The organism is Streptomyces sp. NPDC086023, assembly GCF_044540325.1.
Classification (GTDB): Bacteria; Actinomycetota; Actinomycetes; order Streptomycetales; family Streptomycetaceae; genus Streptomyces.
On sequence record NZ_JBITRX010000006.1, the window covers coordinates 239,407 to 265,450 of the forward strand.

At 73.1% G+C, this 26,044-nt stretch carries 17 protein-coding genes; 13 read left to right on the forward strand and 4 right to left on the reverse strand.

Features of this window, described 5'->3' with window-relative positions; genetic code table 11:
- Window positions 1-39: 39 nt before the first annotated feature.
- Complete coding sequence (locus ACIF6F_RS14870) at window positions 40-363, reverse strand: WhiB family transcriptional regulator (RefSeq protein WP_399946158.1); 324 nt, start codon at window positions 361-363, stop codon at window positions 40-42.
- A gap of 379 nt (window positions 364-742) precedes the next feature.
- Here ACIF6F_RS14870 and ACIF6F_RS14875 point away from each other — a divergent pair, with 379 nt between their 5' ends.
- From ACIF6F_RS14875 to ACIF6F_RS14890, 4 genes are all read left to right on the forward strand, one after another.
- Complete coding sequence (locus tag ACIF6F_RS14875; RefSeq protein ID WP_003948568.1) at window positions 743-1,354, forward strand: response regulator transcription factor; 612 nt, start codon at window positions 743-745, stop codon at window positions 1,352-1,354.
- 310 nt (window positions 1,355-1,664) lie between these two features.
- The gene (locus ACIF6F_RS14880; RefSeq protein ID WP_399946161.1) at window positions 1,665-2,294 is read left to right on the forward strand and encodes a sigma-70 family RNA polymerase sigma factor; all 630 of its coding nucleotides are present in this window, start codon (window positions 1,665-1,667) and stop codon (window positions 2,292-2,294) included.
- A 194-nt stretch (window positions 2,295-2,488) separates the two neighbouring features.
- On the forward strand, window positions 2,489-3,994 hold the full coding sequence (gene guaB / locus ACIF6F_RS14885) for an IMP dehydrogenase (protein WP_399946164.1): 1,506 nt from the start codon (window positions 2,489-2,491) through the stop codon (window positions 3,992-3,994).
- A 175-nt stretch (window positions 3,995-4,169) separates the two neighbouring features.
- Complete coding sequence (locus ACIF6F_RS14890) at window positions 4,170-5,294, forward strand: GuaB3 family IMP dehydrogenase-related protein (RefSeq protein ID WP_399946167.1); 1,125 nt, start codon at window positions 4,170-4,172, stop codon at window positions 5,292-5,294.
- Between the two features lie 124 nt (window positions 5,295-5,418).
- Here ACIF6F_RS14890 and ACIF6F_RS14895 read toward each other — a convergent pair whose 3' ends face one another.
- Window positions 5,419-6,018 (reverse strand): hypothetical protein, encoded by a 600-nt coding sequence (locus ACIF6F_RS14895; RefSeq protein WP_399946170.1) that lies wholly within the window; start codon window positions 6,016-6,018, stop codon window positions 5,419-5,421.
- 129 nt (window positions 6,019-6,147) lie between these two features.
- A complete protein-coding gene (locus ACIF6F_RS14900) occupies window positions 6,148-7,377 on the reverse strand; it encodes a nucleotide sugar dehydrogenase (protein WP_399946172.1) in 1,230 nt (409 codons plus the stop codon).
- A gap of 221 nt (window positions 7,378-7,598) precedes the next feature.
- Here ACIF6F_RS14900 and ACIF6F_RS14905 point away from each other — a divergent pair, with 221 nt between their 5' ends.
- The 7 genes from ACIF6F_RS14905 to ACIF6F_RS14935 all read left to right on the forward strand — a co-directional run bounded on the left by ACIF6F_RS14905 (window position 7,599) and on the right by ACIF6F_RS14935 (window position 22,227).
- Window positions 7,599-9,305 carry a glycerol-3-phosphate dehydrogenase/oxidase gene (locus ACIF6F_RS14905; RefSeq protein ID WP_399946175.1) on the forward strand — a complete coding sequence of 569 codons (1,707 nt, stop codon included), beginning with the start codon at window positions 7,599-7,601 and terminating at the stop codon, window positions 9,303-9,305.
- 159 nt (window positions 9,306-9,464) lie between these two features.
- Complete coding sequence (locus ACIF6F_RS14910) at window positions 9,465-12,308, forward strand: protein kinase (RefSeq protein WP_399946178.1); 2,844 nt, start codon at window positions 9,465-9,467, stop codon at window positions 12,306-12,308.
- A gap of 148 nt (window positions 12,309-12,456) precedes the next feature.
- Window positions 12,457-15,102 carry a protein kinase gene (locus ACIF6F_RS14915; RefSeq protein ID WP_399946181.1) on the forward strand — a complete coding sequence of 882 codons (2,646 nt, stop codon included), beginning with the start codon at window positions 12,457-12,459 and terminating at the stop codon, window positions 15,100-15,102.
- A gap of 103 nt (window positions 15,103-15,205) precedes the next feature.
- On the forward strand, window positions 15,206-16,780 hold the full coding sequence (locus ACIF6F_RS14920; RefSeq protein ID WP_399946184.1) for a serine/threonine-protein kinase: 1,575 nt from the start codon (window positions 15,206-15,208) through the stop codon (window positions 16,778-16,780).
- A gap of 115 nt (window positions 16,781-16,895) precedes the next feature.
- Entirely contained in the window at window positions 16,896-18,509 is a 1,614-nt protein-coding gene (locus ACIF6F_RS14925; protein ID WP_399946187.1) for a succinic semialdehyde dehydrogenase, read from the forward strand.
- Window positions 18,510-18,637: 128 nt separating this feature from the next.
- A complete protein-coding gene (locus ACIF6F_RS14930) occupies window positions 18,638-20,389 on the forward strand; it encodes a GMC oxidoreductase (RefSeq protein WP_399946528.1) in 1,752 nt (583 codons plus the stop codon).
- A 221-nt stretch (window positions 20,390-20,610) separates the two neighbouring features.
- Complete coding sequence (locus ACIF6F_RS14935) at window positions 20,611-22,227, forward strand: peptidase (RefSeq protein ID WP_399946190.1); 1,617 nt, start codon at window positions 20,611-20,613, stop codon at window positions 22,225-22,227.
- Between the two features lie 602 nt (window positions 22,228-22,829).
- Here ACIF6F_RS14935 and ACIF6F_RS14940 read toward each other — a convergent pair.
- Window positions 22,830-23,135 carry a chorismate mutase gene (locus tag ACIF6F_RS14940; protein WP_399946193.1) on the reverse strand — a complete coding sequence of 102 codons (306 nt, stop codon included), beginning with the start codon at window positions 23,133-23,135 and terminating at the stop codon, window positions 22,830-22,832.
- Window positions 23,136-23,470: 335 nt separating this feature from the next.
- On the opposite strand from ACIF6F_RS14940, the gene guaA reads away from it, so the two are divergent.
- Window positions 23,471-25,057: a glutamine-hydrolyzing GMP synthase gene (gene guaA, locus ACIF6F_RS14945; RefSeq protein WP_399946196.1), complete on the forward strand. Its 1,587-nt coding sequence runs from the start codon at window positions 23,471-23,473 to the stop codon at window positions 25,055-25,057.
- Between the two features lie 149 nt (window positions 25,058-25,206).
- Window positions 25,207-26,001 carry a class II aldolase/adducin family protein gene (locus ACIF6F_RS14950; protein ID WP_399946197.1) on the forward strand — a complete coding sequence of 265 codons (795 nt, stop codon included), beginning with the start codon at window positions 25,207-25,209 and terminating at the stop codon, window positions 25,999-26,001.
- The last annotated feature ends 43 nt before the right edge of the window (window positions 26,002-26,044 follow it).

The following is a 26,044-nucleotide window of genomic DNA, read 5'->3' on the forward strand; positions in this document are numbered from 1 at the left end:
TTAGCGGAATCGTTCCTTCAGCGCCTTTCGAACACTGGTTCAGTGGGCGGCTGTGCCACCCGCTCCCGAAGCGGAGATGAGCCGGTGCCGGGCGCGGCCCATCAGCTCCTCGCGCTCGTCCTCGGTCAGCCCTCCCCATACGCCATAGGGCTCGCGTACGGCGAGAGCGTGCGCGGCGCATTCGGCACGCACCGGGCATCGCATGCAGACCTCTTTAGCCGAGGCCTCGCGCGCGCTCCGGGCCGCGCCCCGCTCGCCCTCCGGGTGGAAGAAGAGGGAGCTGTCGACCCCCCGGCAGGCGGCCAGCAGCTGCCAGTCCCAGAGGTCGGCGTTCGGTCCGGGGAGGCGGGAGAAATCTGCCATGGGTAGTCCTCTTGAAGCCGGTACTGAGGCGGATACGGTCCATGTCTCCACATCTACTATCCGAGTAGATGTAAATATGACTCATTGGGAATCTAGCCTCAGACACAGGCCGAACGGAAGAAAAGCCGCCAAATAGGGCATAGCTCCAGATGGAGGACAGACGGCCTGTCATGCCAGCGCTGTGTTCGCTTCCTCACGTAGAGTGCCGAAGGTGTCCGTCCGACCCGTAACTCTTTCGAGTGACCATCGTTGAGAGTGCGAAGGCGGTTGAAAGAACAAGTTCCCGGACAGGTGTCCGAGGGCATCGACCGCACAGGTGACGATACGTACCAGCCTGGAGGCTCAAGGTGACGTGCATCAGCAGCTGCGGAGGGCGGCCATGACTTCCGTCCTCGTCTGCGACGACTCCCCGCTCGCCCGAGAGGCGCTCCGCCGCGCGGTTGCCACCGTGCCCGGCGTCGAGCGCGTGACGACGGCCGCCAACGGCGAGGAAGTCCTCCGCCGCTGGGGTGCCGACCGGTCCGACCTGATCCTGATGGACGTACGGATGCCCGGCCTCGGCGGCGTCGAGACCGTGCGCCGCCTGCTCTCGGCCGACCCCGGGGCCCGCATCATCATGCTGACGGTCGCCGAGGACCTCGACGGCGTGGCCCTCGCGGTCGCCGCCGGCGCCCGCGGGTACCTCCACAAGGACGCCTCCCGGGCCGAGCTGCGCGCGACGGTGACCCAGGCGCTGGCCGACCCGACCTGGCGGCTCGCCCCGCGGCGGCTGCGCTCGGCCGAGATGGGTGCCGCGCCCACCCTCACCGCGCGCGAGATCCAGGTGCTCGAGGGCATGAGCCACGGCCGGTCCAACGCGGAGATCGGGCGCGAGCTGTTCCTCTCCGAGGACACCGTCAAGACGCACGCGCGCAGGCTCTTCAAGAAGCTGGGCGCCTCGGACCGGGCGCACGCCGTGGCACTCGGATTCCGGTGGGGCCTCGTCCGTTGAGGCGTCCGCCGCATCCGATCTGACCACAGCCCCCTCGACTCGGCCGGAACCGGTGTGCGCGAGGGGGTTGGCGGGGCAGAATCGGGTGGGGGAACCTCCCAGCGGCAGCTGGGGGAGTGTCGCTTCGGACGCGATGCCGCATGCTTGAGGAATACCGCATTCTTGAGATGTGGCGGTCCTCGGGGACCATTCGGCCGAGCGGGAGGGGAGGGCGCAGACGATGACTTCAGGCGCGCCCGCTCATAACGCTTCGATGCACAACACGGGCCAGGGTGCCGCAGAAGGCCCGGCGTCGGGGCACCATGGATCGATGCGCGACGACGAGGCCCTGGGGTCCCCCACGGCCACCGGCCCTGCGGGGCCCCCCAAGGAGGGCGGCCAGGGGGCCGTCGGCGCACTGGTACGCCGGGCCGTCGAGGGGGACGAACAGGCCACCCACGACCTGCTCGCCCACGTGCACCCGCTCGCGCTGCGCTACTGCCGCACCCGGCTGTCCCGGCTGCCCGGGGACGCGCGGCACTTCGTGGAGGACCTGGCGCAGGAGGTCTGCGTCGCCGTCCTGATGGCCCTGCCGCGGTACCGCGACACGGGCCGGCCGTTCGAGGCCTTCGTCTTCGCCATCGCCGCGCACAAGGTCGCAGACCTCCAGCGGGCCGCCATGCGGCACCCCGGGAGCACGGCCGTGCCGTCGGACGAGATGCCCGAGCGGCCGGACGACTCGCTGGGCCCGGAGGAGCGCGCGCTGCTCAGCAGCGACGCCGCCTGGGCCAAGAAGCTGCTGGCCAACCTCCCCGAGAACCAGCGCGAGCTGCTCGTACTGCGGGTGGCCGTCGGTCTGACGGCGGAGGAGACGGGTCAGATGCTCGGCATGTCGCCGGGGGCCGTCCGGGTGGCGCAGCACCGCGCGCTCAGCCGGCTGCGGGCGCTCGCGGAGCAGTGAGCGCCCGCCGGGCGGTGCGTGCGCCGGGAGGGCGGACGAACCCGCACGCGGCGAATACCACAAGACGGCAATTTCTGCGCCCAAACTTGTAGCAAGGTACGAAAATTGTGGTCGATCTTCATCGTGGAATGAGACGCGCCGCGATCCCGTTAGCATGGACATCTGCGCTGAGCAAGACCATCTGGGAAGGTGTCATGACTGTCAACGTCGACGGAGTGCCCGACAAATTCGCCTCGCTCGGGCTGACTTACGACGACGTCCTGCTGCTGCCGGGCGCGTCGGACATGGCCCCGGACGAGATCGACACCTCCTCCCTCATCTCCCGGAACGTCCGTGTGAACGTCCCGCTGCTCTCCGCGGCGATGGACAAGGTCACCGAGGCGCGCATGGCCATCGCGATGGCCCGCCAGGGTGGCGTCGGCGTCCTCCACCGGAACCTCTCGATCGCCGACCAGGCGAACCAGGTGGACCTGGTCAAGCGCTCCGAGTCCGGCATGGTCACCGACCCGATCACCGTCCACCCCGACGCGACCCTGCGCGAGGCGGACGAGCTCTGCGCGAAGTTCCGCATCTCCGGGGTGCCGGTCACCGACCCCGCGGGCAAGCTGCTCGGCATCGTCACCAACCGCGACATGGCCTTCGAGTCGGACCGCAGCCGCCAGGTGCGCGAGGTCATGACCCCGATGCCGCTGGTCACGGGCAAGGTCGGCATCTCCGGCGTCGACGCCATGGAGCTGCTGCGCCGCCACAAGATCGAGAAGCTGCCGCTGGTCGACGAGGCGGGCACCCTCAAGGGCCTCATCACCGTCAAGGACTTCGTCAAGGCGGAGAAGTACCCGAACGCCGCCAAGGACAAGGACGGCCGCCTGCTGGTCGGCGCCGCGGTCGGCGTCGCCGGTGACGCGTACGAGCGGGCCCAGGCCCTGATCGAGGCGGGCGCCGACTTCATCGTCGTCGACACCGCCCACGGCCACTCGCGCCTGGTCGGAGACATGGTCTCCAAGATCAAGTCGAACTCCTCCGTCGACGTCATCGGCGGCAACGTCGCCACCCGCGACGGCGCCCAGGCGCTCGTCGACGCCGGCTGCGACGGCATCAAGGTCGGCGTCGGCCCCGGCTCCATCTGCACCACCCGCGTGGTCGCCGGCATCGGCGTCCCGCAGGTCACCGCGATCTACGAGGCCTCGCTGGCCGCCAAGGCCGCGGGCGTCCCGGTCATCGGCGACGGCGGCCTGCAGTACTCCGGCGACATCGCCAAGGCGCTCGTCGCCGGCGCGGACACGGTCATGCTCGGCTCGCTGCTCGCGGGCTGCGAGGAGTCCCCGGGCGAGCTGCTCTTCATCAACGGCAAGCAGTTCAAGTCGTACCGCGGCATGGGCTCGCTGGGCGCCATGCAGTCCCGCGGCGACCGCAAGTCGTTCTCCAAGGACCGGTACTTCCAGGAGGGCGTCGGCGGCGACGACAAGCTGATCCCCGAGGGCATCGAGGGCCAGGTGCCCTACCGCGGCCCGCTGTCCGCGGTCGTGCACCAGCTGGTCGGCGGCCTGCGCCAGTCGATGTTCTACGTCGGCGGCCGCACGGTGCCGGAGCTCCAGGACCGCGGCCGGTTCGTCCGCATCACGTCGGCGGGCCTCAAGGAGAGCCACCCGCACGACATCCAGATGACGGTCGAGGCGCCGAACTACTCCCGCAAGGGCTGAGCAGGCACGGAGGGGGCGGACCCGGGTGACGGGTCCGCCCCCTCCGGCGTGCCCGGCCCCGCGGGCCGGGGCGTGTGCCGGGCGCGCGTGCGTCCGTACAGCGGTCACGGGAACGCGACCGTCCGCCCTTCGGGGATACTGGACGGGCAGAGTCAAGAGGGAAAGGCCACCACACGTGACTGAGATCGAGATCGGGCGCGGCAAGCGCGGCCGCAGGGCGTACGCGTTCGACGACATCGCCATCGTCCCGAGCCGCCGTACGCGGGACCCGAAGGAGGTCTCGATCGCCTGGCAGATCGACGCCTATCGCTTCGAGCTCCCCTTCCTGGCCGCCCCGATGGACTCGGTCGTCTCCCCGCAGACCGCGATCCGCATCGGTGAGCTCGGTGGCCTGGGCGTCCTCAACCTCGAGGGCCTGTGGACCCGGTACGAGGACCCGCAGCCGCTGCTCGACGAGATCGCCACGCTGGACGAGGAGACCGCGACCCGCCGTCTCCAGGAGATCTACTCCGCCCCGATCCAGGCGGACCTGATCGGCCGGCGCATCAAGGAGGTGCGCGACTCCGGCGTCGTCACCGCCGCGGCGCTCTCCCCGCAGCGCACCGCGCAGTTCTCCAAGGCCGTGGTCGACGCGGGCGTGGACATCTTCGTGATCCGCGGCACCACCGTCTCCGCCGAGCACGTCTCCGGCGCGGCCGAGCCGCTGAACCTGAAGCAGTTCATCTACGAGCTCGACGTCCCGGTCATCGTGGGCGGCTGCGCCACCTACACCGCGGCCCTGCACCTGATGCGCACCGGCGCCGCGGGCGTCCTGGTCGGCTTCGGCGGCGGCGCCGCGCACACCACCCGCAACGTGCTGGGCATCCAGGTCCCGATGGCGACCGCGGTCGCCGACGTGGCCGCCGCCCGCCGCGACTACATGGACGAGTCCGGCGGCCGCTACGTCCACGTGATCGCCGACGGCGGCGTGGGCTGGTCCGGCGACCTGCCCAAGGCCATCGCCTGCGGGGCGGACGCCGTGATGATGGGCTCCCCGCTGGCCCGCGCCACCGACGCGCCCGGCCGCGGCCACCACTGGGGCATGGAGGCCGTCCACGAGGACGTGCCGCGCGGCAAGAAGGTGGACCTGGGCACGGTCGGCACCACCGAGGAGATCCTCACCGGCCCGTCCCACAGCCCCGACGGCTCGATGAACCTCTTCGGTGCCCTGCGCCGCTCGATGGCGACCACGGGCTACAGCGAGCTCAAGGAGTTCCAGCGCGTCGAGGTGACGGTCGCGGACTCGCAGCACCGCCGCTGACCCGTCCCGCACGGGAGGAGGCCCGGCACCCCCCACGGGGTGCCGGGCCTCCGGCGTGTCCGGGCTCGCCGCCGCCGACCTCGGGTGGCCGGCCCTCGGGGCGGTTGCGCGGTGGGGCCGGGTGTCAGGCCGAGGTCTTGCGGGCGGTCTGGTAGGCGACGACCGCGCCGATGGCGAAGAAGAGGAAGTCCATCGGGCCGATGGCCTCCTTCCACGCCGCGTGCAGCATGGAGAGGCCGACCGAGGAGACGAGGTCCAGCGTCGTGGTGTGGAGCTCCTCGGCGCCGAGCATGGCGACGCCGTACAGCTGGCCCGCGTACACGGCGCCGAGCGCCAGGATCGCGCTGAGGACCGGGGTGACCGGGTTCGGGCCGCCGAGCTTGCCCGCGGCCAGGCCGATCAGCAGGCCGACGCCGACCGCCGCGTAGCCGACCTGGTACTCGGTGGTGCCGATGATCAGGCCGTAGAGCGCGGCGGTGACCAGGGCCGCCAGCACGGCGGCGGCGATGCCGAGGCCGGCGTTGCCCTTGCGGGCGGGCGCGGCCGGGGCGTAGGCCCAGCCCTCCACGCCAGGGGCCGGTGCCTGGCCGGGCACCGGCGCCGCGGACGCGGTGGCGTCGGCGGCCGGGGCCGCGGGGGCCTCGGCGGCGGTGACGGCCTCGGCGGTGGCGGCCGGGGCAGGGGCCGCGTCGGGTGCGGCGGGCTGCGGAGCGGTGTCGCTCATGGGTGAAATCCCCCCCAGGGATTTGCGGCACGGCTGTCCCTGGGAACAGGCGTGCGGAGAAAAATGTCGCCGAAGGCTAGCAGCATCGGCCCGGTGCGGAAGAGGGGATTTCGTGGGCGTCCCGCGGGGTCACAGGCGGTGGGCCGTGCCCACCGGGGTGGCGCCGCGGGTGTCGAGCAGCAACTGCGCCTTCACCGCCAGGCCTTGGAGGTCGTACGTGCGGTGGTGCTGGAGCAGGATCGTCAGGTCGGCGTTGGCCGCGGCCTCGTAGAGGGAGTCGGCGCGCGGGACCGGCTGGTCCCGGACGCGCCAGCCGGTCACGTACGGGTCGTGGTAGCTGATCAGTGCCCCGAGGTCGAGCAGCCGGGAGGCGATCTCGCGGGCGGGGGAGCCCTCCTGGTCGGCCAGGTCCGGCTTGTAGGTGACGCCCAGGAGGAGGATGCGGGCGCCGCGGGCCGACTTGCCGTGCTCGTTGAGGAGCGTGGCGCAGCGCTGGATGACGTACTGCGGCATGCGGTTGTTGACCTCCTGGGCGAGGCCGACCATGCGCAGGGGGTGGCCGGGGGTGCGGGTGGGCACGGCGAGGTAGCCGGGGTCGAGCGGGACGCCGTGGCCGCCCACGCCGGGGCCCGGGCGGAAGGCCTGGAAGCCGTACGGCTTGGTCTCCGCGCAGCGGATGACGTCCCAGAGGTCGACGCCGAGGTCGTGGCAGAGCACCGCCATCTCGTTCACCAGCGCGATGTTGACGTGCCGGTAGTTGGTCTCCAGCAGCTGGACGGTCTCGGCCTCGCGCAGGCCCCGGGCGCGCACCACCTTGTCGGTGAGGCGCGCGTAGAAGGCGGCGGCCGACTCGGTGCAGGCGGGGGTGAGGCCGCCGATCACCTTGGGGGTGTTGGCGATCCCGTGGCTGCGGTTGCCGGGGTCGAGGCGGCTGGGGGAGTAGGCCAGGTGGAAGTCGCGGCCGGCCCGCAGCCGGGAGCCGGATTCGAGCAGGGGTCTGAGGTAGTCCTCGGTCACGCCGGGGTACGCGGCGGACTCCAGGATCACGGTGGTGTGCGGCCGCAGCCGCGCGGCCAGGGCACGGGCCGCGTCGCCCACGGCGGACAGGTCGAGGGCCCGGTCGGCGCCCAGGGGGGTGGGCGCGCAGATGACGGCGGTACGGACCCTCCCGAGCTCCGCGGGGTCGGTGGCGACCCGGAAGCCGGCCGCCGACATGCGGCGGATCTCGGCGGCGGTGAGGCTGCTGTCGGTCGCTGGGCCGGTGTCGTAGCCGACGGTCTCGATCCCGGCGGCGACGGCGGCCTGGGCGAGGGGCAGGCCGAGGTGGCCGAGGCCGATGACGGCGAGATCTGCGGGCATGGGGGTGGCCGTCCTTCCCTAACCGGAGGTGGCTGGGTGCGCAAGTCCTGTGGATAAGGAGAGCTGGCGCTATGTCAGACTAGGCGTATATATGACCGATCTGCGGCATTGTGAGACGGCGGCCACCTTGTGTTGTCCACAGGCGGTGGCCGGCCGGGGAGCGCGCGGTCAGAATCGAGGTGGGTCATGTGGGCGACCACCCCGACCAACGGGAGGCAGCGGTGAGGACGGCGACACTCGGACCCGCGCAGCGCACCGAGGCGCTCGCTCGGATGGCCGAGCGGGAACTGGACGTGCTGGTCGTGGGCGCGGGCGTGGTGGGCGCGGGCACCGCGCTCGACGCGGCCACCAGAGGCCTCGCGACCGGCCTGGTGGAGGCGCGGGACTGGGCTTCGGGCACCTCCAGCCGGTCCAGCAAGCTGATCCACGGCGGGCTGCGCTACCTGGAGATGCTCGACTTCGCGCTCGTACGGGAGGCGCTGAAGGAGCGCGGGCTGCTGCTGGAGCGGCTCGCGCCGCACCTGGTGAAGCCGGTGCCGTTCCTTTACCCCCTCCAGCACAAGGGCTGGGAGCGGTTCTACGCCGGGTCCGGCGTCGCGCTGTACGACGCGATGTCGGTGTCCAGCGGCCACGGGCGCGGACTGCCCGTACACCGCCACCTCACCCGCAAGCGGGCGCTGCGGGTCGCGCCCTGCCTGCGCAAGGACGCCCTGGTGGGCGCCCTTCAGTACTACGACGCCCAGATGGACGACGCGCGGTTCGTCGCCACGCTGGTGCGCACGGCCGCCGCGTACGGCACCCTCGCGGCGAACCGCGCCCGGGTGACCGGCTTTCTCCGGGAGGGCGAGCGGGTGGTCGGCGCCCGGGTGAAGGACGTCGAGGCCGGCGGGGAGTACGAGATCCGGGCCAAGCAGATCGTGAACGCCACGGGGGTGTGGACGGACGACACCCAGGCGCTCATCGGCGAGCGCGGCCAGTTCCACGTACGGGCGTCCAAGGGCATCCATCTGGTGGTGCCGAAGGACCGCATCCATTCGTCCACCGGGCTGATCCTGCGGACCGAGAAGTCGGTGCTCTTCGTCATCCCGTGGGGCCGGCACTGGATCGTCGGGACCACGGACACGGACTGGGACCTGGACAAGGCGCACCCGGCGGCGTCGAGCGCGGACATCGACTACCTCCTGGAGCACGTGAACTCGGTGCTGGCCGTGCCGCTCACCCGGGAGGACGTGCAGGGCGTGTACGCGGGCCTGCGGCCCCTCCTGGCCGGCGAGTCGGACGCGACCAGCAAGCTCTCGCGGGAGCACACCGTGGCGCATCCGGCGCCGGGGCTCGTGGTGGTCGCGGGCGGCAAGTACACGACGTACCGGGTGATGGCCAAGGACGCGGTGGACGAGGCGGTGCACGGGCTGGACCAGCGGGTCGCCGAGTGCGTCACGGAGGACATCCCGCTGGTGGGCGCGGAGGGCTACCGCGCGCTGTGGAACGCGCGGGCGCGGATCGCCGCCAGGACCGGGCTGCACGTGGCGCGGGTCGAGCACCTGCTGAACCGCTACGGCTCGCTGGCGGAGGAGGTGCTGGAGATGATCGAGCGGGACCCGGGGCTCGCCGCGCCGCTGGGCGGGGCGGACGACTACCTCCGGGCGGAGGTGGTGTACGCGGCGTCGCACGAGGGAGCGCGGCACCTGGACGACGTACTGACCCGGCGGACCCGGATCTCGATCGAGACCTTCGACCGCGGCACCCGGTCGGCGCGCGAGTGCGCGGAGTTGATGGCACCGGTACTGGGGTGGGACGAGGGACAGGTGGAGCGGGAGGTCGAGCACTACGAGAAGCGCGTGGAGGCGGAGCGGGAGTCGCAGCGGCAGCCGGACGACCAGACCGCCGACGCGGCCAGGCTGGGGGCACCGGAGATCGTTCCGCTCTAGTGGGAGTGTCGTATCACGGGTGTTCCGGGGAACCACGGACCCGGGACACCCGTCCGTGCCGGAGTGAGGAACAATAAGGGTCCTGCCGGGGCGGGTTGCCGTGGTCTCCGGCGGACGCCGGTCAACCCGGAGCAGGCGGCACGATCGTTGAGGGGACGCATGTCGAAGCCGGAGCACACCACTTCCGCTGGCGCGGATGCCGCCGGTTCCGAGGGTTCCGCCCGTGCGGACGGCGGTGCCGCCCGTACGGAGGCCGCTTCCCCCGGGACGGATGCCGCGACGACCGCAGCCGCGAAGTCCGCTTCCGCAGCGGGCCGTTCCGCGGTCGAGGCGCCGGCGGGCCGGCCGAACGGCTCCGGGCCCGCGGACGCGGACGCCGGTTCCGTGCCCGAGCAGAAGGACGCGCGTTCGTCCGCGACGGGTGGCGGGGCGGAGTCCGGTTCCTCCGACGCCGCGGCGGCTGACGCCTCCGCAGGTTCCGTGGACACGCCTTCCGGTTCTGCGGCCACGGCCGCCGATCTGGTGGATGCGGCCTTCGGGCCGGCTGACGCCGCCGCAGGTGCGAAGGACAGCGGCGACCGGTCGGCTGACGCCGCTGCAGCGGCGAAGGACAACGGTGTCCCGGCGGCCGGCGCTTCCGCAGGTGCGGAGAAGCGGGACCCGAGGCCGGCCGCGGCGGGTGCCGGTTCCGTTTCCGGCTCCGGTGCCCGCTCGGACCGTGCGGCGAAGCCGGCCGCGCCCGAGTCCGGTTCGCCGGCGCCCGAGCCCGTACGGTTCGGCAAGGCGGCCCGTGACACCTCCGCGCCGCCCGCGAAGCCCGAGGCGCGCCCCGAGAACCGGCCGGGCACCGCCGACGCTCCGGCCGCCCCCAAGGCCGTGGCCCTGGGCAAGGACGCCGAGGGCGCCAAGGGCGCCGTCCGGCCCGCCCCCGCGAAGCCGGCTTCCGCCGCCGCTGCTGCGGGCTCCGCAGGCTCCCCCAAGGACGGCGCGCGCCCCGCCGACGGCACGGCCGCGCCGGCCGGCCCCGCGGGCCGCGAGGCCAAGGCCGCCGACCCGGCGCCGCGCGGCGGCTCGGCCGCCGCCGGCAGCGCCGCGCGCGAGGCGCGGGACAACGGGCCGGTCGGGACCGGCGGCGGGACCGAGGACCAGGAAGGCCGGCTGCTCGCCGGCCGGTACCGCCTCGGCCGCGTGCTCGGCAAGGGCGGCATGGGCACCGTATGGCGGGCCGTGGACGAGACGCTCGGCCGTACCGTCGCCATCAAGGAACTCCGGTTCTCCTCCGGCGTCGACGAGGACGAGAAGCGCCGCCTGGTCACCCGCACCCTGCGCGAGGCCAAGGCCATCGCCCGGATCCGGAACGACGGCGCCGTCACCGTCTTCGACGTGGTCGACGAGGACGGCCGCCCCTGGATCGTCATGGAGCTCATCGAGGGCCCGTCCCTGGCCGAGTTCGTCCGAGAGCGCGGCACCCTGACGCCCCGCCGGGCGGCCGAGGTCGGCCTCGCCGTGCTCGACGTGCTGCGCGCCGCCCACGGCCAGGGCATCCTGCACCGCGACGTGAAGCCCTCCAACGTGCTCATCGCCGAGACCGGCCGCGTCGTCCTCACCGACTTCGGCATCGCGCAGGTCGAGGGCGACCCCTCCGTCACCTCCACCGGCATGCTCGTCGGCGCGCCCTCCTACATCTCGCCCGAGCGCGCCCGCGGCCAGAAGCCCGGCCCGCCGGCCGACATGTGGTCGCTCGGCGGTCTGCTCTACGCCGCCGTGGAGGGCGTGCCGCCGTACGACAAGGGCTCCGCCCTGGCCACGCTCACCGCGGTGATGACCGAGCCCGTGGACCCGCCGAAGAACGCGGGGCCGCTCGCGGAGGTCATCTACGGCCTGCTGGTGAAGGACCCCGAGCACCGCCTCGACGACGCGGGCGCCCGCGCCCTGCTCAACGAGGTCATCGAGATGCCCGAGCCCGAGCCGGAGCCCCCGGCCGACGAGACCCGGGTCATCGCGCTGCCCGTCGTACCCGAGGACAAGCCGAAGGCGGCCGTCCAGGAGCAGGGGGCCGCGCCCAAGCCGAAGGCGAAGCCCAAGGCCAAGAAGCCCAAGGCCAAGCCGAAGCCCAAGCCCGTCCCGCAGCAGTCCGGGCCGAAGTCCCCGGTGGCCGCCCCGCTCACGGACGTCGTCCCGCGCCAGACCATCGCGCTGGCCGTCGTCGCCGTCGTGGCCGTCCTCGCGCTGATCGGCGGGGCGATCGGCTGGGCGCTGAGCGGCGACGACAAGCCGGACGAGAACAAGAACGGCAAGAACGGGCGGGCCGCCTCCCCGGGCGCGTCCCGGCCGGCCGGTTCCGCGGGCGCCTCCGCCTCCGGCGGAAACGGCAACAGCAGTGGCGCCAACGGCCAGGGCAGCCAGACGAGCCAGGGCCAGGGCGCCAAGCCCTCGGCCGGCCCCGGCGGCAAGGGCACGGACGCGACCGGCGGCAACGGCAGCGACACCGGCGGCACCGGCGCGACCGGCTCCACGACGGCCGGCCAGGGCACCGGCACCGGCCTGCCCGCCGGTTACGTCAAGATCAGCGACGCGCGCTTCCACTTCTCGATGGCGATGCCGGCCGACTTCAGGCGCAACGCCATAGCGGGCAGCAACTCGGGCGGCATCTACAACCGCGACGGCGGCTACCCCCGGGTCCAGGTCGACTACAACGACAGCCCCACCGACGACGCCCGCCTGGCCTGGCTGCAGCTTGCCGGCGCCGTCGCGGGCAGCAGCGACGGCTACCGGCTGCTGGGCATCGCCGAGCAGGAGTACCGCGGCTACCCGACCGTCGCCGACTGGCAGTTCGAGCGCGAGGAGAACGGCAGGACCGTCCGCGTCCTCAACCGCGGCTTCAAGGTCGACGCCACCCACGGCTACGCGATCATGATCACCTGCGCGAAGGACGAGTGGGACGGCGCCGCGTGCAAGACCCTGCGCGACACCGCCTTCGCCACCTTCCAGCCCCTGGACTGACCCCGGCGGCGCCGCGCACGGACCACGGCGCCAAATCCCCTGACCAGCACGACGGGTGAGCTCGCCGGACCCGGCGACGCGAGTGGGTGCTGCGACGTATCGTGAGGGTGCGGTGACGGGGGAACGGCACGCTGAGGGGGTAGGCGTCGTGGAGGAGTACGCGGGCAGGGTGCTGGCCGACCGCTATCGCCTGCCCCTGCCTCCCTCCGACGAGTACGAGCTCGTCGAGACGCGTGCCTTCGACACCCACAGCGGGCAGGAAGTGCTGGTCCGGCAGGTCCCGTTGCCGGAGATCGTGGACGCGGAACTGCTGGAGGCGGACGGCCGTACGGCGCCGCCCGCGCCCCGCCGGGCCGCCGGCGGTGCCACCCGGCGGCCCACCGACCCGGCCGTGCGCCGGGCGATCGAGGCGGCCCAGGCCGCTGCACGTATCCCCGACCACCCGCGGCTGGACCAGGTCTTCGACGTGTTCGCCGAGGCCGGGTCCCTCTGGATAGTGAGTGAACTCGTCGCCGCCCGGCCGCTGGCGGCGCTCCTCGCGGACCGCCCGCTCAACGCCTACCGTGCGGCCGAGGTCGCCTCGGACGTGCTGACCGCCCTGCGGGTGCTGCACGCGCACGGCTGGACCCACCGCAACATCACCGTGCGGACGGTGCTGGTCTGCGAGGACGGCCGCGTGGTGCTCACCGGCCTGGCCGCCGGCGCCGCCGAGGAGGCGCTGTGCGGGTACGACCCGGTCCCGCCGGCCGACTCCGGCGGTACGGGGCTCCCCGCGCCCGTACCCGGTTCCGCCCCGCCCCCCGCGGGCCCGACGACCAGCACCACCGCAGCCGTTCCCGCTCCGGGCACCCCGCCGCCGCCCTCCCGTACGGCCCCGGCCCCGGCACCCGACCCGCGGCCCCCCGTCGCCCCCGGCTACGGCACCCCCGGCGGCGCCGACCTCAAGGCGGCCGCCCGCGCCGGGGCCATCGCCGCCTACCGCGCCGGCGCCCAGGCCGCCGCCACCCGCCGCGTACCCGAGCCCGAACCGCCGCGCCCCCAGGGCTCCAACCTCCCCCAGGGCTACTCGTACCCGTACGGCGGCCCGGACACGGCGGACCGGCGCCTGCCCGCCCGCCCGGCACTCCCGCAGGGCTACACCCCGGCCGCGGTCCCGCCCCAGCCCCCGGCCCCCGAGCCGTCGGCACCCCGGCCCCCGGCCTCCGAGCCGCCGCAGCTCCCGGCCCCGCACCAGCCCCACCCGCCGGCCCGCACGCAGGACCCGGCCCGCACGCAGGACCCGGCCCGCACGCAGGACCCGGCCCACACGCAGGACCCGGCCCGGCAGCCGGCCCGGCCCCCCGCCGCCGACCCGGCACCGCGTCCCGCCGCCCCCTCGGGCTGGGACGACCCGGCCCCCGCCCCCGGCCGCGGCCCCGGCACCCCGCTGGCCGCCGAGCGCGCCCGGCAGACCCGGATCGCCGTGGTGGGCGCGGTCACCGAGCGCTGGGCGCCCGAACAGGCCCACCCCGTGCACGAGAACTGGCAGCTGGCGGCACCCGTCGGCCCCGCCACGGACCTGTGGGCGCTCGGCGCGCTCCTCTACCGCGCGGTCCAGGGCCACGCCCCGTACCCCGAGGACAGCGGGGCAGAACTGGTCGAACTGGTCTGCTCCGAGCCCCCGGCGTTCGCCGAGGAGTGCGGCCCGCTGCGCCCGGTCGTCGAGTCCCTGCTGCGCCAGGACCCCACCGAGCGCCCGGACTTCGAGGAGCTGCGCGGCTGGCTGCGCTCCCTGGTGCGGTCCGCCCCCGAGCCCGAGGCCGGCACCCGCGCGGTGCCGCTGCCCGCTCCCGACGCAACGAAGCTGCCGATCGTGCGGCGCCGGGGCGAACTCGTGCGCAAGCGGCGTCCGGGGCGCGAGGGTTCGGGCCACGGCAGGCACCGCCAGCCGGCCCCGTCCAAGCGCGGCGCCGCCAGGGGCACGTCCAAGGGCACCTTCGAAGGCCCGTCCGGGAAACCCTCCAAGGCCGCCAGGTCCGCCTACCGCAACACCTCCACCGGCGCCACGACCGCCATGCCCCGGACCCCGGGCGGCACTTCGGCCCGGCCCGCCCGGGCGCTGGGCCGCACCCTGCTGCTGGTGATCCTGCTGGCGCTGGCGGCCTGCGTGGCGTACGCGATGGTGTTCATGCCCAAGGCGGAGCCCACCGCGCAGAACGTCCCCCAGCGGCCCGGTGGCACGTCCGCCGACCCCGGCACACCGACCACCCGGGCGCCGAGCCCCGCACGGAGCAACTCCCGTCCGCAGCCGCAACCACAGACCACGGCCCCGGCCACCGCTCCCGCCCCGACCGGTGCCGCCGTGCCCGCGGGCTACACGCTCGCCAAGGACACCGAGGGCTTCGAGGTCGCCGTACCGCAGGGCTGGCAGCGGCGGCCGCTGAACGACAGCGGCCAGGTGCGTTACTCCAACGGGGACTTCGAGCTGATCCTGGTGCCCGGCCGGGACGCGGCGCCCGGCGCCGGCGACCCGCTCGGCTACCAGCGGGACAGGGAACGCGAACTGGAGCCGGTCCGCAGCAGCAGCTGGGGCACCCAGACCGGGGTCCGCGAGATCACCGTGGGTAACCGGAAGATGGCCGAAGGGCAGTACACCTGGACCGACGGGAGCGGCCGTTCGGTCTACGTCCGCAACCGTGTGTACGTGCTCGGCGGTCGCTACCACGTGCTGATGGTGATCGGTCCGGATTCCGGACGCGACAAGGTCACCGAGATCTACGAGCGTGCCACGGCCAGTTACCGCAGTACGCGTTGAACCGACAGTTGCGTCACAGTGCGGTCTCGCAGGCCGCTCGTGGTACCTGGACGGTGACTTCGCTCCGTAACCTGGCTCAAGTTGCACAGAGTGGCGGGAATTCGTGAATCAGAGGACAGGCGCGGGCTCGGTTCTCGCGGGCCGGTACCGGCTCGGCGAGCCCATCGGCAGCGGCGGCATGGGCAAGGTGTGGCGCGCGCACGACGAGCTCCTGCACAGGACGGTCGCCGTCAAGGAACTGACGGCGGGTCTGTACGTCGCCGAGGCCGACCGGGCGGTCCTCGTGGAGCGGACGCGCAAGGAGGCCAGGGCGGCCGCCCGCATCCAGCACCCGGCCGTGGTCACCGTGCACGACGTGCTGGAGCACGACGACCGGCCGTGGATCGTGATGGAGTACATCGACGGTCCGTCGCTCGCCGACGCGGCGAAGGAGACCGGGCACATCGACCCGCGCGAGGCGGCCAGGATCGGGCTGCACGTGCTGGGCGCGCTGCGTGCGGCGCACGCCGTCGGCGTCCTGCACCGGGACGTGAAGCCGGGCAACGTGCTGCTGGCCAAGGACGGCCGCGTCCTGCTGACGGACTTCGGGATCGCGGCGATCGAGGGCGACTCCTCCATCACCCGCACCGGCGAACTCGTCGGCTCCATCGACTACCTGGCCCCCGAGCGCGTCACCGGCGGCGCCCCCGACCCGGCCTCCGACCTGTGGGCGCTGGGCGCGACGCTGTACACGGCGGTCGAGAACCGGTCGCCCTTCCGGCGGACCTCGCCGCTGTCCAGCCTGGCGGCCGTGGTCAACGACGAGCTGCCGCCGCCGCGTCAGGCCGGCGCGCTGGGCCCGGTCATCACGGCGCTGCTGTGCAAGGACCCCGCGCAGCGGCCGAACGCGGCCGAGGCCGAGCGGATGCTGCTGGAGGCGATGGAGGGCCGGGCGCCCAAGGCCGCGCACGCGTACGTGCCCACGCAGCGGATCACCGCCGACCAGGTGCCGGTCGGTGCGCCCGGGGGCACCGCACGGCTGCCGGAGCAGCACCAGTTCGTCCGCACGGACGCCCCGCCCGCGGCCGGGCCGCTCCGCCGGGCCGTGCTGGTGGCCGTCGTGGCGGCACTGCTGGGCGGCGGCATCGCCTTCGGGATCCTGCGGTACGCCGACCGCAGCGCCACGGACGGCCCCTCGGGTGGGCCCACGGCCAGCGGGAGCGCGAAGACGGCCGGGGCCGTGGAGACGCTGCCGGCCGGGTGGGTCAGGGTCGACGACCCCGAGGGCTTCAGCCTGGCCGTGCCGAAGGGCTGGAAGCGGCAGACGGACGGCGACCAGATCGACTACACCCCGGACAACGGCAGGCACCGCATCCGGATCAGCCGGGACGCCACCCCGGACTTCGAGAACCCGTACATGCACCTCCTGGACGTGGAGAAGACGGTGCGGACGCGGCTGCCGAAGTACCACCGGGAGACGCTGCACGCGAACACCTTCCGGGGGCAGACCCAGGCCGGCATCTGGGAGTTCACCTGGACGGAGAAGAAGGACAACCCCGGTCCGAAGCGGGCGATCGACCAGATGTACGTGGCGCCCGACGGGACCGAGTACGCGATCTACATGTCGTCCCCGGTCAGGGACTGGGACACCACCCGCCAGCAGTTCGACACGGTGCTCAGGACCTGGAAGATCACCTGAGCCCGGGGCCGGTGAGGGCCTGAGCTGGGATGTTGCCAGTGGATGCTGGCATTGATGGCAAAATGTGGTTACCGGCGGGTACCCAAAGGCTTGCGTTCCGCATACCCTCACGGCCATGACGGACTCGCTGGCCCAGGCCACCGCCCCCACCAATCCCGTGGCTCCGACCCCGGCAGGCGTACGCACCGCAGCCGACGTCGTGACCCCCGACCTGGTAGCCCGCCTCACCCGCGGAGTGGCGGGCTCCGGCCGGACCGCCAACCACACCCCCTTCACCGGGGAGAAGCTGGCCGACCTGCCCGAGTCCACCCCCGAGGACGTGGCCGCCGCCTTCGAGCGGGCGCGCGCCGCCCAGCAGGCCTGGGCAGCGGTGCCCGCCCGCCGCCGGGCCGCCGTCCTGCTGCGCTTCCACGACCTGGTCCTCGCCCGCCAGTCCGAGGTGCTCGACCTCATACAGCTGGAGACCGGCAAGGCCCGGCTCCACGCCCACGAGGAGGTCCAGGCCGTCGCGGTCGCGGCCCGCCACTACGGCCGCAAGGCGCCCGCCTACCTGCGCCCCAAGAGCCACACCGGCGCCATGCCCACCCTCACCAAGGTCACCGAGCTGCGCCAGCCCCGCGGGGTCGTCGGCCAGATCGCGCCCTGGAACTACCCGCTGGAGCTGTCCGTCGGCGACGCCCTGCCCGCCTTCGTCGCGGGCAACGCGGTCGTGATGAAGCCGGACACCGAGACCGCGCTGACCGCCCTGTGGGCCCGCGACGTGCTCATCGAGGCCGGACTGCCCGCCGAGGTCTTCCAGGTCGTGCTCGGCGAGGGCCCGGTCGTCGGCCCCGAGGTCGTCAAGCACGCCGACTACGTCTCCTTCACCGGCTCCACCCGCACCGGCCGCGAGGTCGCCCAGGGCGCCGCCGCCCGCCTGGTCGGCGTGTCCCTGGAGCTCGGCGGCAAGAACGCGATGCTCGTCCTGCACGACGCCGACGTCGAGAAGGCCGCCGCCGGCGCCGTCCGCGCCTGCTTCTCCTCCGCCGGCCAGCTCTGCATCTCCATCGAGCGGCTGTACGTCCACGCCTCCGTCGCCGACGAGTTCGTCGCCCGCTTCGCCGCCCGCACCAAGGCCATGCGCCTGGGCAGCGCCCTCGCGTACGGCGCGGACATGGGCTCGCTGGTCGGCGAGCGCCAGTTGGAGACCGTCAAGCGGCACGTCGAAGAGGCCGTCGAGAAGGGCGCGAGGCTCGTGGCGGGCGGCGTCCACCGCACCGACATCGGCCCGCTCTTCTACGAGCCCACCATCCTCGACGGCGTCGAGTCGCCCATGGCCGTCTGCGCCGAGGAGACCTTCGGCCCGGTCGTCTCGATCTACCGGTTCACCGACGAGGACGAGGTCATCACCCAGGCCAACGCCACCGCCTACGGCCTCAACTCCAGCGTCTGGACCAAGGACGCCCGGCGCGGCCACCAGGTCGCGGCCCGGCTGCGCACCGGCACGGTCAACATCAACGAGGGGTACGCGCCCGCCTACGGCAGCGTCCAGTCCCCGATGGGCGGCATGAAGGACTCCGGCCTCGGCCGCCGCCACGGCTCCGAGGGCATCCTCAAGTACACCGAGGCCCAGACGGTCGCCCACCAGCGACTGCTGCCGATGGCCCCCTCCCTCGGCATGGACGACGACCGCTACGCGGCGTTCATGACCCGCAGCCTGCGGGTCATGAAGGCCCTCCGGATGCGCTAGGAGTACCGGTGACCGACCAGCACGAGAGCGGCACCCCCGCCGGCCCCGAGGGCACCCCCGCCGGTCCCGGCGCCACCCCCGGCGGCGAATCCGCGGGCGACGCCGCCTACGACTACGACGTCCTCGTCATCGGCTCCGGCTTCGGCGGCTCCGTCTCCGCCCTGCGCCTGACCGAGAAGGGCTACCGCGTCGGCGTCCTGGAGGCGGGCCGGCGCTTCACCCGGGAGACCCTCCCGAAGAACTCCTGGGACCTGCGCAACTACCTGTGGGCGCCCGCCCTCGGCCTGTACGGCATCCAGCGCATCCACCTGCTCGGCAACGTGATGGTGCTGGCCGGTGCCGGGGTCGGCGGCGGCTCCCTCAACTACGCCAACACCCTCTACGTGCCGCCGAAGGCCTTCTTCCAGGACCGGCAGTGGGCCGGCATCACCGACTGGCAGGAGGAGCTGGCCCCGTACTACGACCAGGCCAAGCGGATGCTCGGGGTGCGGCTGAACCCGACCATGACGCCCTCCGACGTCCACCTCAAGGCGGCCGCCGAGAAGATGGGCGTGGGCGACAGCTTCCACATGGCCCCGGTCGGCGTCTTCTTCGGCGACGGCCAGGACGCCGAGGGCGCCTCCCGCGCGAAGGCCGGCCAGGAGGTCCCCGACCCCTACTTCGGCGGCGCCGGACCCTCCCGCAAGGCCTGCACCGAGTGCGGCGAGTGCATGACCGGCTGCCGGCACGGCGCGAAGAACACCCTGAACGAGAACTACCTGCACCTCGCCGAGCGCGCCGGGGCCGTCATCCACCCGATGACCACCGTCACCGCGCTCTCCGAGCACCCCGATGGCGGCTACCGCGTCCGCACCGTCCCCACCGACGGCCGCCGCAAGGGCAGGGCGTCCGTACTGCGCGCCCGGTACGTGGTCGTCGCCGCCGGCACCTACGGCACCCAGACCCTGCTGCACACGATGAAGGACCGGGGCGAACTGCCCCGCCTCTCGCCGCGGCTGGGCGAGCTGACCCGCACCAACTCCGAAGGCCTGGTCGGCGCCCAGACCGACGACCGCCGCTACCGCAAGCGGCACGGCAGGAAGGCCGACTTCACCCGGGGCGTCGCGATCACCTCCTCGGTGCACCCCGACGCCGACACGCACATCGAGCCGGTGCGCTACGGCAAGGGCTCCAACGCCATGGGCTTCATGACCGTGCTCCAGGTGCCCTACTCCAGGCACCGGGTCGCCGCCTGGTTCGGCAGGACGGCCCGGCACCCCCTCCAGCTGCTGCGGTCGATCTCCAACCGGCGCTGGTCCGAGCGCACCATCATCGGCCTGGTCATGCAGTCCCTGGACAACTCCCTGACCACCTACCGCAAGCCGGGCGGCATCGGGAAGGGCCTGCTCACCGCGCGGCAGGGCCACGGCGCGCCCAACCCGACGCAGATCGCCGAGGCGACCCGGGCCGCGACGCTGCTGGCCGAGGAGATCAACGGCTTCCCGGGCAGCAACGTGGGCGAACTGATGGGCACCCCGCTCACGGCGCACTTCCTGGGCGGCTGCCCGATCGGCGGCTCCGCCGAGGAGGGCGTGGTCGACCCGTACCACCGGCTGTACGGCTACCCGGGCGTCTTCGTGGTGGACGGCGCGGCCGTCTCCGCCAACCTGGGCGTGAACCCCTCGCTGACCATCACCGCGCAGGCGGAGCGGGCGATGTCCTACTGGCCGAACAAGGGCGAGGCCGACCCGCGTCCGGCGCAGGGCGAGGCGTACGTACGGCTCTCCGCGGTGGAACCCGCGAGCCCGGTGGTGCCGAAGGACGCCTTCGGCGCGCTGCGGTTGCCCTTCCTGGCGGTGCCCGAGGTGCCGAAGCTGTCCGGGGCGGGGACGCAGGAGTAGCGGCGGGAAAAGCGAAAGGGGCTGCACCCCCCTCCTGGTGCAGCCCCTCACGCCGGAGCGTTGGTTCCGCATAGGTGACACGTGATCGGCGGGGATGGTTGTAGCCGGATCCAGGAAATGTCGTGTGACCCAGGTCACGCGCGCGGGTCGTTCGGTCATCGTCCTCAATTCGTGACCTCCCGGTACGCAACTCTGTTCGGGATTCGCGGGTCGAAGCGGGCATGAGACGAATCTCCCTGCTGGCTGCGGCGGGCCTCGTGGCCCTTGGGCTGACCACCCCCGCACAGGCCGCCGGCCCCGACTACACCCTGAGCGGCACCACCGAGGTCGGCCTCTCCCCGTACTCCGGAACCGGCGCGCCCAAGCCGTCCACCGCCGACATCCGGGTCACCAACCCGACGGAGACGGACTACGAGGGCGCGTACACCGTCACGTTCGACCTGAGCGCGCTGAAGGGCGTCGCCGACGTCAGCGTGAAGGAGGAGGGCGGCCGGGACTGCGAGCGCACCGGTGACCGGCTCGTCTGCCGTGACGACCGCCTGTACGCCGGCCTGCAGAGCGTGGTGGCGCTGAAGCTCACCGCCGCCAAGGGCAGCAAGCTCGGCGACCACGGCGCCATCAAGGCGACCGGCCAGGCCGCCGGCATCACCTTCACCTCCTTCTCCACCGAGGTCACCGTCGGCGGCCCGGACCTGGTGATGCAGCGGCTGAAGCTGAAGAGCGCGATGAAGGTCGGCGACAAGCAGGCCACCCCGGTCGCGTTCGTCAACCAGGGCACCCGCCCGGCCAACGGCGTGGTCCTGGAGCTGATGACCACCCGAGGCCTGGAGTTCGTCGAGAAGTACGACAACTGCGAGTTCCGCCCGGACGGCCCCCAGGCGCACGGCTGGGGGACCACCGTCTGCACCTTCGAGGGCTCCTTCGAGCCGCACTACGTCTACCAGCTCGACCAGCCGCTGAACCTGCGGGCCACCAACCGGGCCTGGTACGACTCCTTCATCTACCGCATCCACGAGACCCCCCACGGGGCCGCCCCGCTGAAGGCGCCCGGCACGGGCGCGAGGCTGGGCCTGAAGCCGGCCGCCTCGAAGTTCTCCGGCGACCTGAACCCGTGGGACAACCAGCAGGAGTTCGACTTCCGCACCGCCAACACGGCCGACTTCACCGCCACCCCGGTCTCCCTCAAGGCCGCGGCGGGCCAGACGGTCCGCGCCTCCTTCGGCTTCCGCAACCACGGCCCGGCGTGGATCGCGAACCTCCGCTCCGGCGAGCCGGCCGCGACCGTCGACGTCAAGATCCCCACGGGCGCCCGGGTGACGAAGAAGCCCGAGGGGTGCTCGGCCCTCAACGCCGACTACAGCCGGCGCGAGCAGCCGCTCGGCGCCCCGCTCTACCGCTGCGGCACCGGCCACATCGTGGACGAGAACGAGAGCGTCTCCTTCCCCTTCGAGCTGAGGGTCGACGCGGTGGTCCCCGACGCCGCGGGCTCCGTGACCGCCGGCTCGTGGCGGGGCCCCGAGGCGCTCGGCAAGCTCCCGTTCGACCCGAACCACGCCAACAACGCGGCCGTCTTCCTGCTGAACCCCTCCGAGACCGACCCGACGACGGACCCGAGCACGTCCCCGACGCCGACCGCCTCCGCCACGGCCTCCGCGAGCCCCTCGGCGAGCGCGTCCCCGTCCGGTTCCGCGACGCCCTCCGCGTCGGCCACGCCGGGCGGCCAGCTCGGTAACACCGGCAGCAACGCGGGTCTGCTCGCGGCCGGTGCGGCGGCCACCGTCGCCGGCGGTGCGGCGATCTTCTTCGCGGCCCGCCGCCGCCAGGGGCAGCGTCACTGACGCGTCCCGGTGGGGCGCAGGCCCGTACGCCGTTGCGCACGAAGGGCCCCGCGGATCGTGTCCGCGGGGCCCTTCGTGCGTCGGCCCGGCGTCAGGGCAGCGCCGGAACCGATCCGCGGCGCCGGGGGGTGCGCCGCGTGGCAGGTGACTGCATGGTGCTCGACGGACCGGCGCCCCGCAACCATTTCCGCCGGGGTGACCGTTTGCGGCCAGCCACTGGGGGCGCCATGGTCACGGAGGGTGTCCGCGTGGGCCGGGGAGCGGAACGGAGGGGGAATCGGACCGGCCGGCTCCGGGCGTCCCCGGAACCGGCCGTCCTTTTGGGGTGACCGGGCTGCTGTCCCCTGCCGACCGGTCACGCGCTGGGGCGAGGTCCCACGACGTACGCTCCACGGGCCGTACGCCTCATCGCTCCAGCGGAGCCACGCGTGGTGTGTGCGGCCCGCGGCTGGCTGGCGCGGACTACCCACACCAACGAAGGGCCCCGGGGGCGGTCACGGTCCGGACGGGTGACAAACGCGTGGCCGCGTGGGCCCGCATGCGCGCCCGCATGGGCCCGCTCGCGGGGCAGCCCGCGCCGGTGCCCCGGCCTCGTACGCCCGTCACACCCGGCCGCGGCACAGCTCCAGCAGCGTCATCGCCAGTGCGGTGCCGGGCTTGCCCAGGGCCTCGCTGTAGTGCGACAGCACCTCCATCTCGCGCGAGAGGTTCACGCGGCGGCCGCCCGAGGTGATCCGGGCCTCCTGGATGACGGCCGAGACGGCCATCCGCTCCTGGATCAGGCCGATGATCCGGTCGTCGAGCGCGTCGATGCGGTCCCGCGCGCCGGTGATCAGCTCGGCGGCGTCGGCGGTCCGGGCACCGGTGGCCTCGGCGCGGGTCTGCGTGGCGGTGGCGGTGATCGTCATGGGGTGTCTCCTGTCGGGGTGTGGCGGCCGACAGTCCGCGAACGACAGAGCGCCCCGGGCCTGTCGGCCGGGGGCGCTCTGGGGGTTCAGTGGCTCAAGCGGAGCATCACGAGGACCCATGGCGACCGGACCGGCCGGTGCCATAGGTAAAGAGGAAGCTCAGCTGCTTGCGCATGGCACGGATTATTGCCGTACGCGGCGCCCGGAGCCAAGCGGGTTCGGATGCTGAGACGAGAGCCGACCCCCGCCCGCTTCGGATGGTGAGACGAAGACGCCCGCACGGCCCCCGTTAGAATCGACAAAACAACACCCTCTTTCCCGCCGGAAGGCCCGCCGTGCCAGAAGCACCCTCCGCCGCCCCGGACGTCGTCCTCGTTGTCGACTTCGGCGCGCAGTACGCCCAGCTCATCGCCCGCCGCGTCCGTGAGGCCCGGGTCTACAGCGAGATCGTGCCGAGCACGATGCCCGTCGCCGAGATGCTGGCCAAGAACCCGAAGGCGGTCATCCTCTCCGGCGGTCCGTCCTCCGTGTACGAGGAGGGTGCCCCCACCCTCGACGCCGCCCGTGACCTGTTCGACTCCGGTGTTCCGGTGTTCGGCATGTGCTACGGCTTCCAGCTGATGGCCACCACCCTCGGCGGCACCGTCGACAACACCGGCGCCCGCGAGTACGGCCGTACGCCGCTGTCCGTCAGCAAGACCGGCTCCACCCTCTTCGAGGGCACCCCGGAGCACCAGTCGGTGTGGATGTCGCACGGCGACGCCTGCTCCGCCGCGCCGGAGGGCTTCACCGTCACCGCCTCCACCAACGTGGTGCCGGTCGCGGCCTTCGAGAACGACGCCCGGAAGCTGTACGGCGTGCAGTACCACCCCGAGGTCATGCACTCCACGCACGGCCAGCAGATCCTGGAGCACTTCCTCTACCGCGGCGCGGGCCTGAAGCCCGACTGGACCACCGGCAACGTCATCGAGGAGCAGATCGCGGCCATCCGCGAGCAGGTCGGCGACAAGCGCGCCATCTGCGGCCTCTCCGGCGGCGTCGACTCCGCGGTGGCCGCTGCCCTGGTCCAGAAGGCCATCGGCTCGCAGCTCACCTGCGTGTACGTCGACCACGGTCTGATGCGCAAGGGCGAGACCGAGCAGGTCGAGAAGGACTTCGTGGCCGCCACCGGCGTCCAGCTGAAGGTCGTCGACGCGCAGGAGCGCTTCCTCGCCGCCCTCGCCGGGGTCTCCGACCCCGAGGAGAAGCGGAAGATCATCGGCCGCGAGTTCATCCGCGTCTTCGAGCAGGCCCAGGCCGAGATCATCGCCGAGGCGCCGGGCGACCAGCCCGTCGAGTTCCTGGTCCAGGGCACCCTGTACCCGGACGTGGTCGAGTCCGGCGGCGGCACCGGCACCGCGAACATCAAGTCGCACCACAACGTCGGCGGCCTCCCCGAGGACCTCGAGTTCAAGCTGATCGAGCCGCTGCGCAAGCTGTTCAAGGACGAGGTCCGGATGGTCGGCCAGGAGCTCGGCCTGCCCGAGGAGATCGTCCAGCGCCAGCCCTTCCCGGGCCCCGGCCTCGGCATCCGCATCGTCGGCGAGGTCACCAGGGAGCGCCTGGACCTGCTGCGCGAGGCCGACGCGATCGCCCGCGCCGAGCTGACCGCCGCCGGTCTCGACCGCGAGATCTGGCAGTGCCCGGTGGTCCTCCTCGCCGACGTCCGCAGCGTCGGCGTGCAGGGTGACGGCCGTACGTACGGCCACCCGATCGTGCTGCGCCCGGTCTCGTCCGAGGACGCCATGACCGCCGACTGGACCCGGATGCCGTACGAGGTGCTCGCCCGCATCTCGACCCGCATCACCAACGAGGTCAAGGACGTCAACCGCGTGGTCCTCGACTGCACCAGCAAGCCGCCGGGCACCATCGAGTGGGAGTAGTCCCACCCGGTCCCCCTCCCGGGCGGGCCTGACACGGCGAGGCCGCCGTCCGCTTCCGCAGCGGGCGGCGGCCTCCGTCGTATCTCTGGCCACCTTCGGAGGCCGCCGGTACGTTGCGCCGCGAGCCGAGCCGTCTCGAAGGAGCGCCGATGCCAGAGCTGCCCCCGCCCGTGCCCGTCGACCGGCTGCGGTTCGCCCTGCCGCCCCGGCACGCGACCGCCGAGGAGGAGCGCGCGTACCGCAAGGAGCGGCTGGCCGGGGCGCTCCGGCTGTTCGGCGCGCTCGGCTTCGAGGACGGGGTGTCCGGGCACATCACCGCCCGGGACCCCGAATTCACCGACTGCTGCTGGGTCAACCCCTTCGGCACGGCCTTCTCCCTGATCGGGCCCGACGACCTGCTGCTGGTCGACGGCGCCGGGCGGGTGCTCCGGGGGGAAGCGCGGGTCAACGAGGCCGCGTTCGAACTGCACGCCGCCGTCCACCGCGCCCGGCCCGAGGTGGTGGCCGTGGCCCACGCCCACTCCGACCACGGGCGGGCCTTCGCCGCGCTCGGCGCACCGCTCGACCCGATCACCCAGGAGGCCTGCGCCTTCTACGAGGACCACGCCCTGCTGCACCGCTACACCGGGGTGTCGGCGGGCGAGGCGGAGGGCCGGCTGATCGCCGAGGCGCTCGGGCCGCACAAGGCGCTGGTGCTGCGCAACCACGGGCTGCTGACGGTGGGCGACTCGGTCGACGCGGCCGCCTGGTGGTTCGTTTCCATGGACCGGTGCTGCGGGATCCAGCTGGCCGCCAGGGCCGCCGGGCGGCCGGTGCTCATCGACCACAAGAACGCGGTGCTCACGCGGGAGCAGCTGGGCTCCGACCTGGTCGCGTGGATCAGCTACCAGCCCCTGTGGCAGCGGCACGCGTCAACATCACGTACGCAAGCTCACCCGCTCTGACATCGCTCGCAATCCGGAGCACTCCCGGCGTGGTGCACAATTC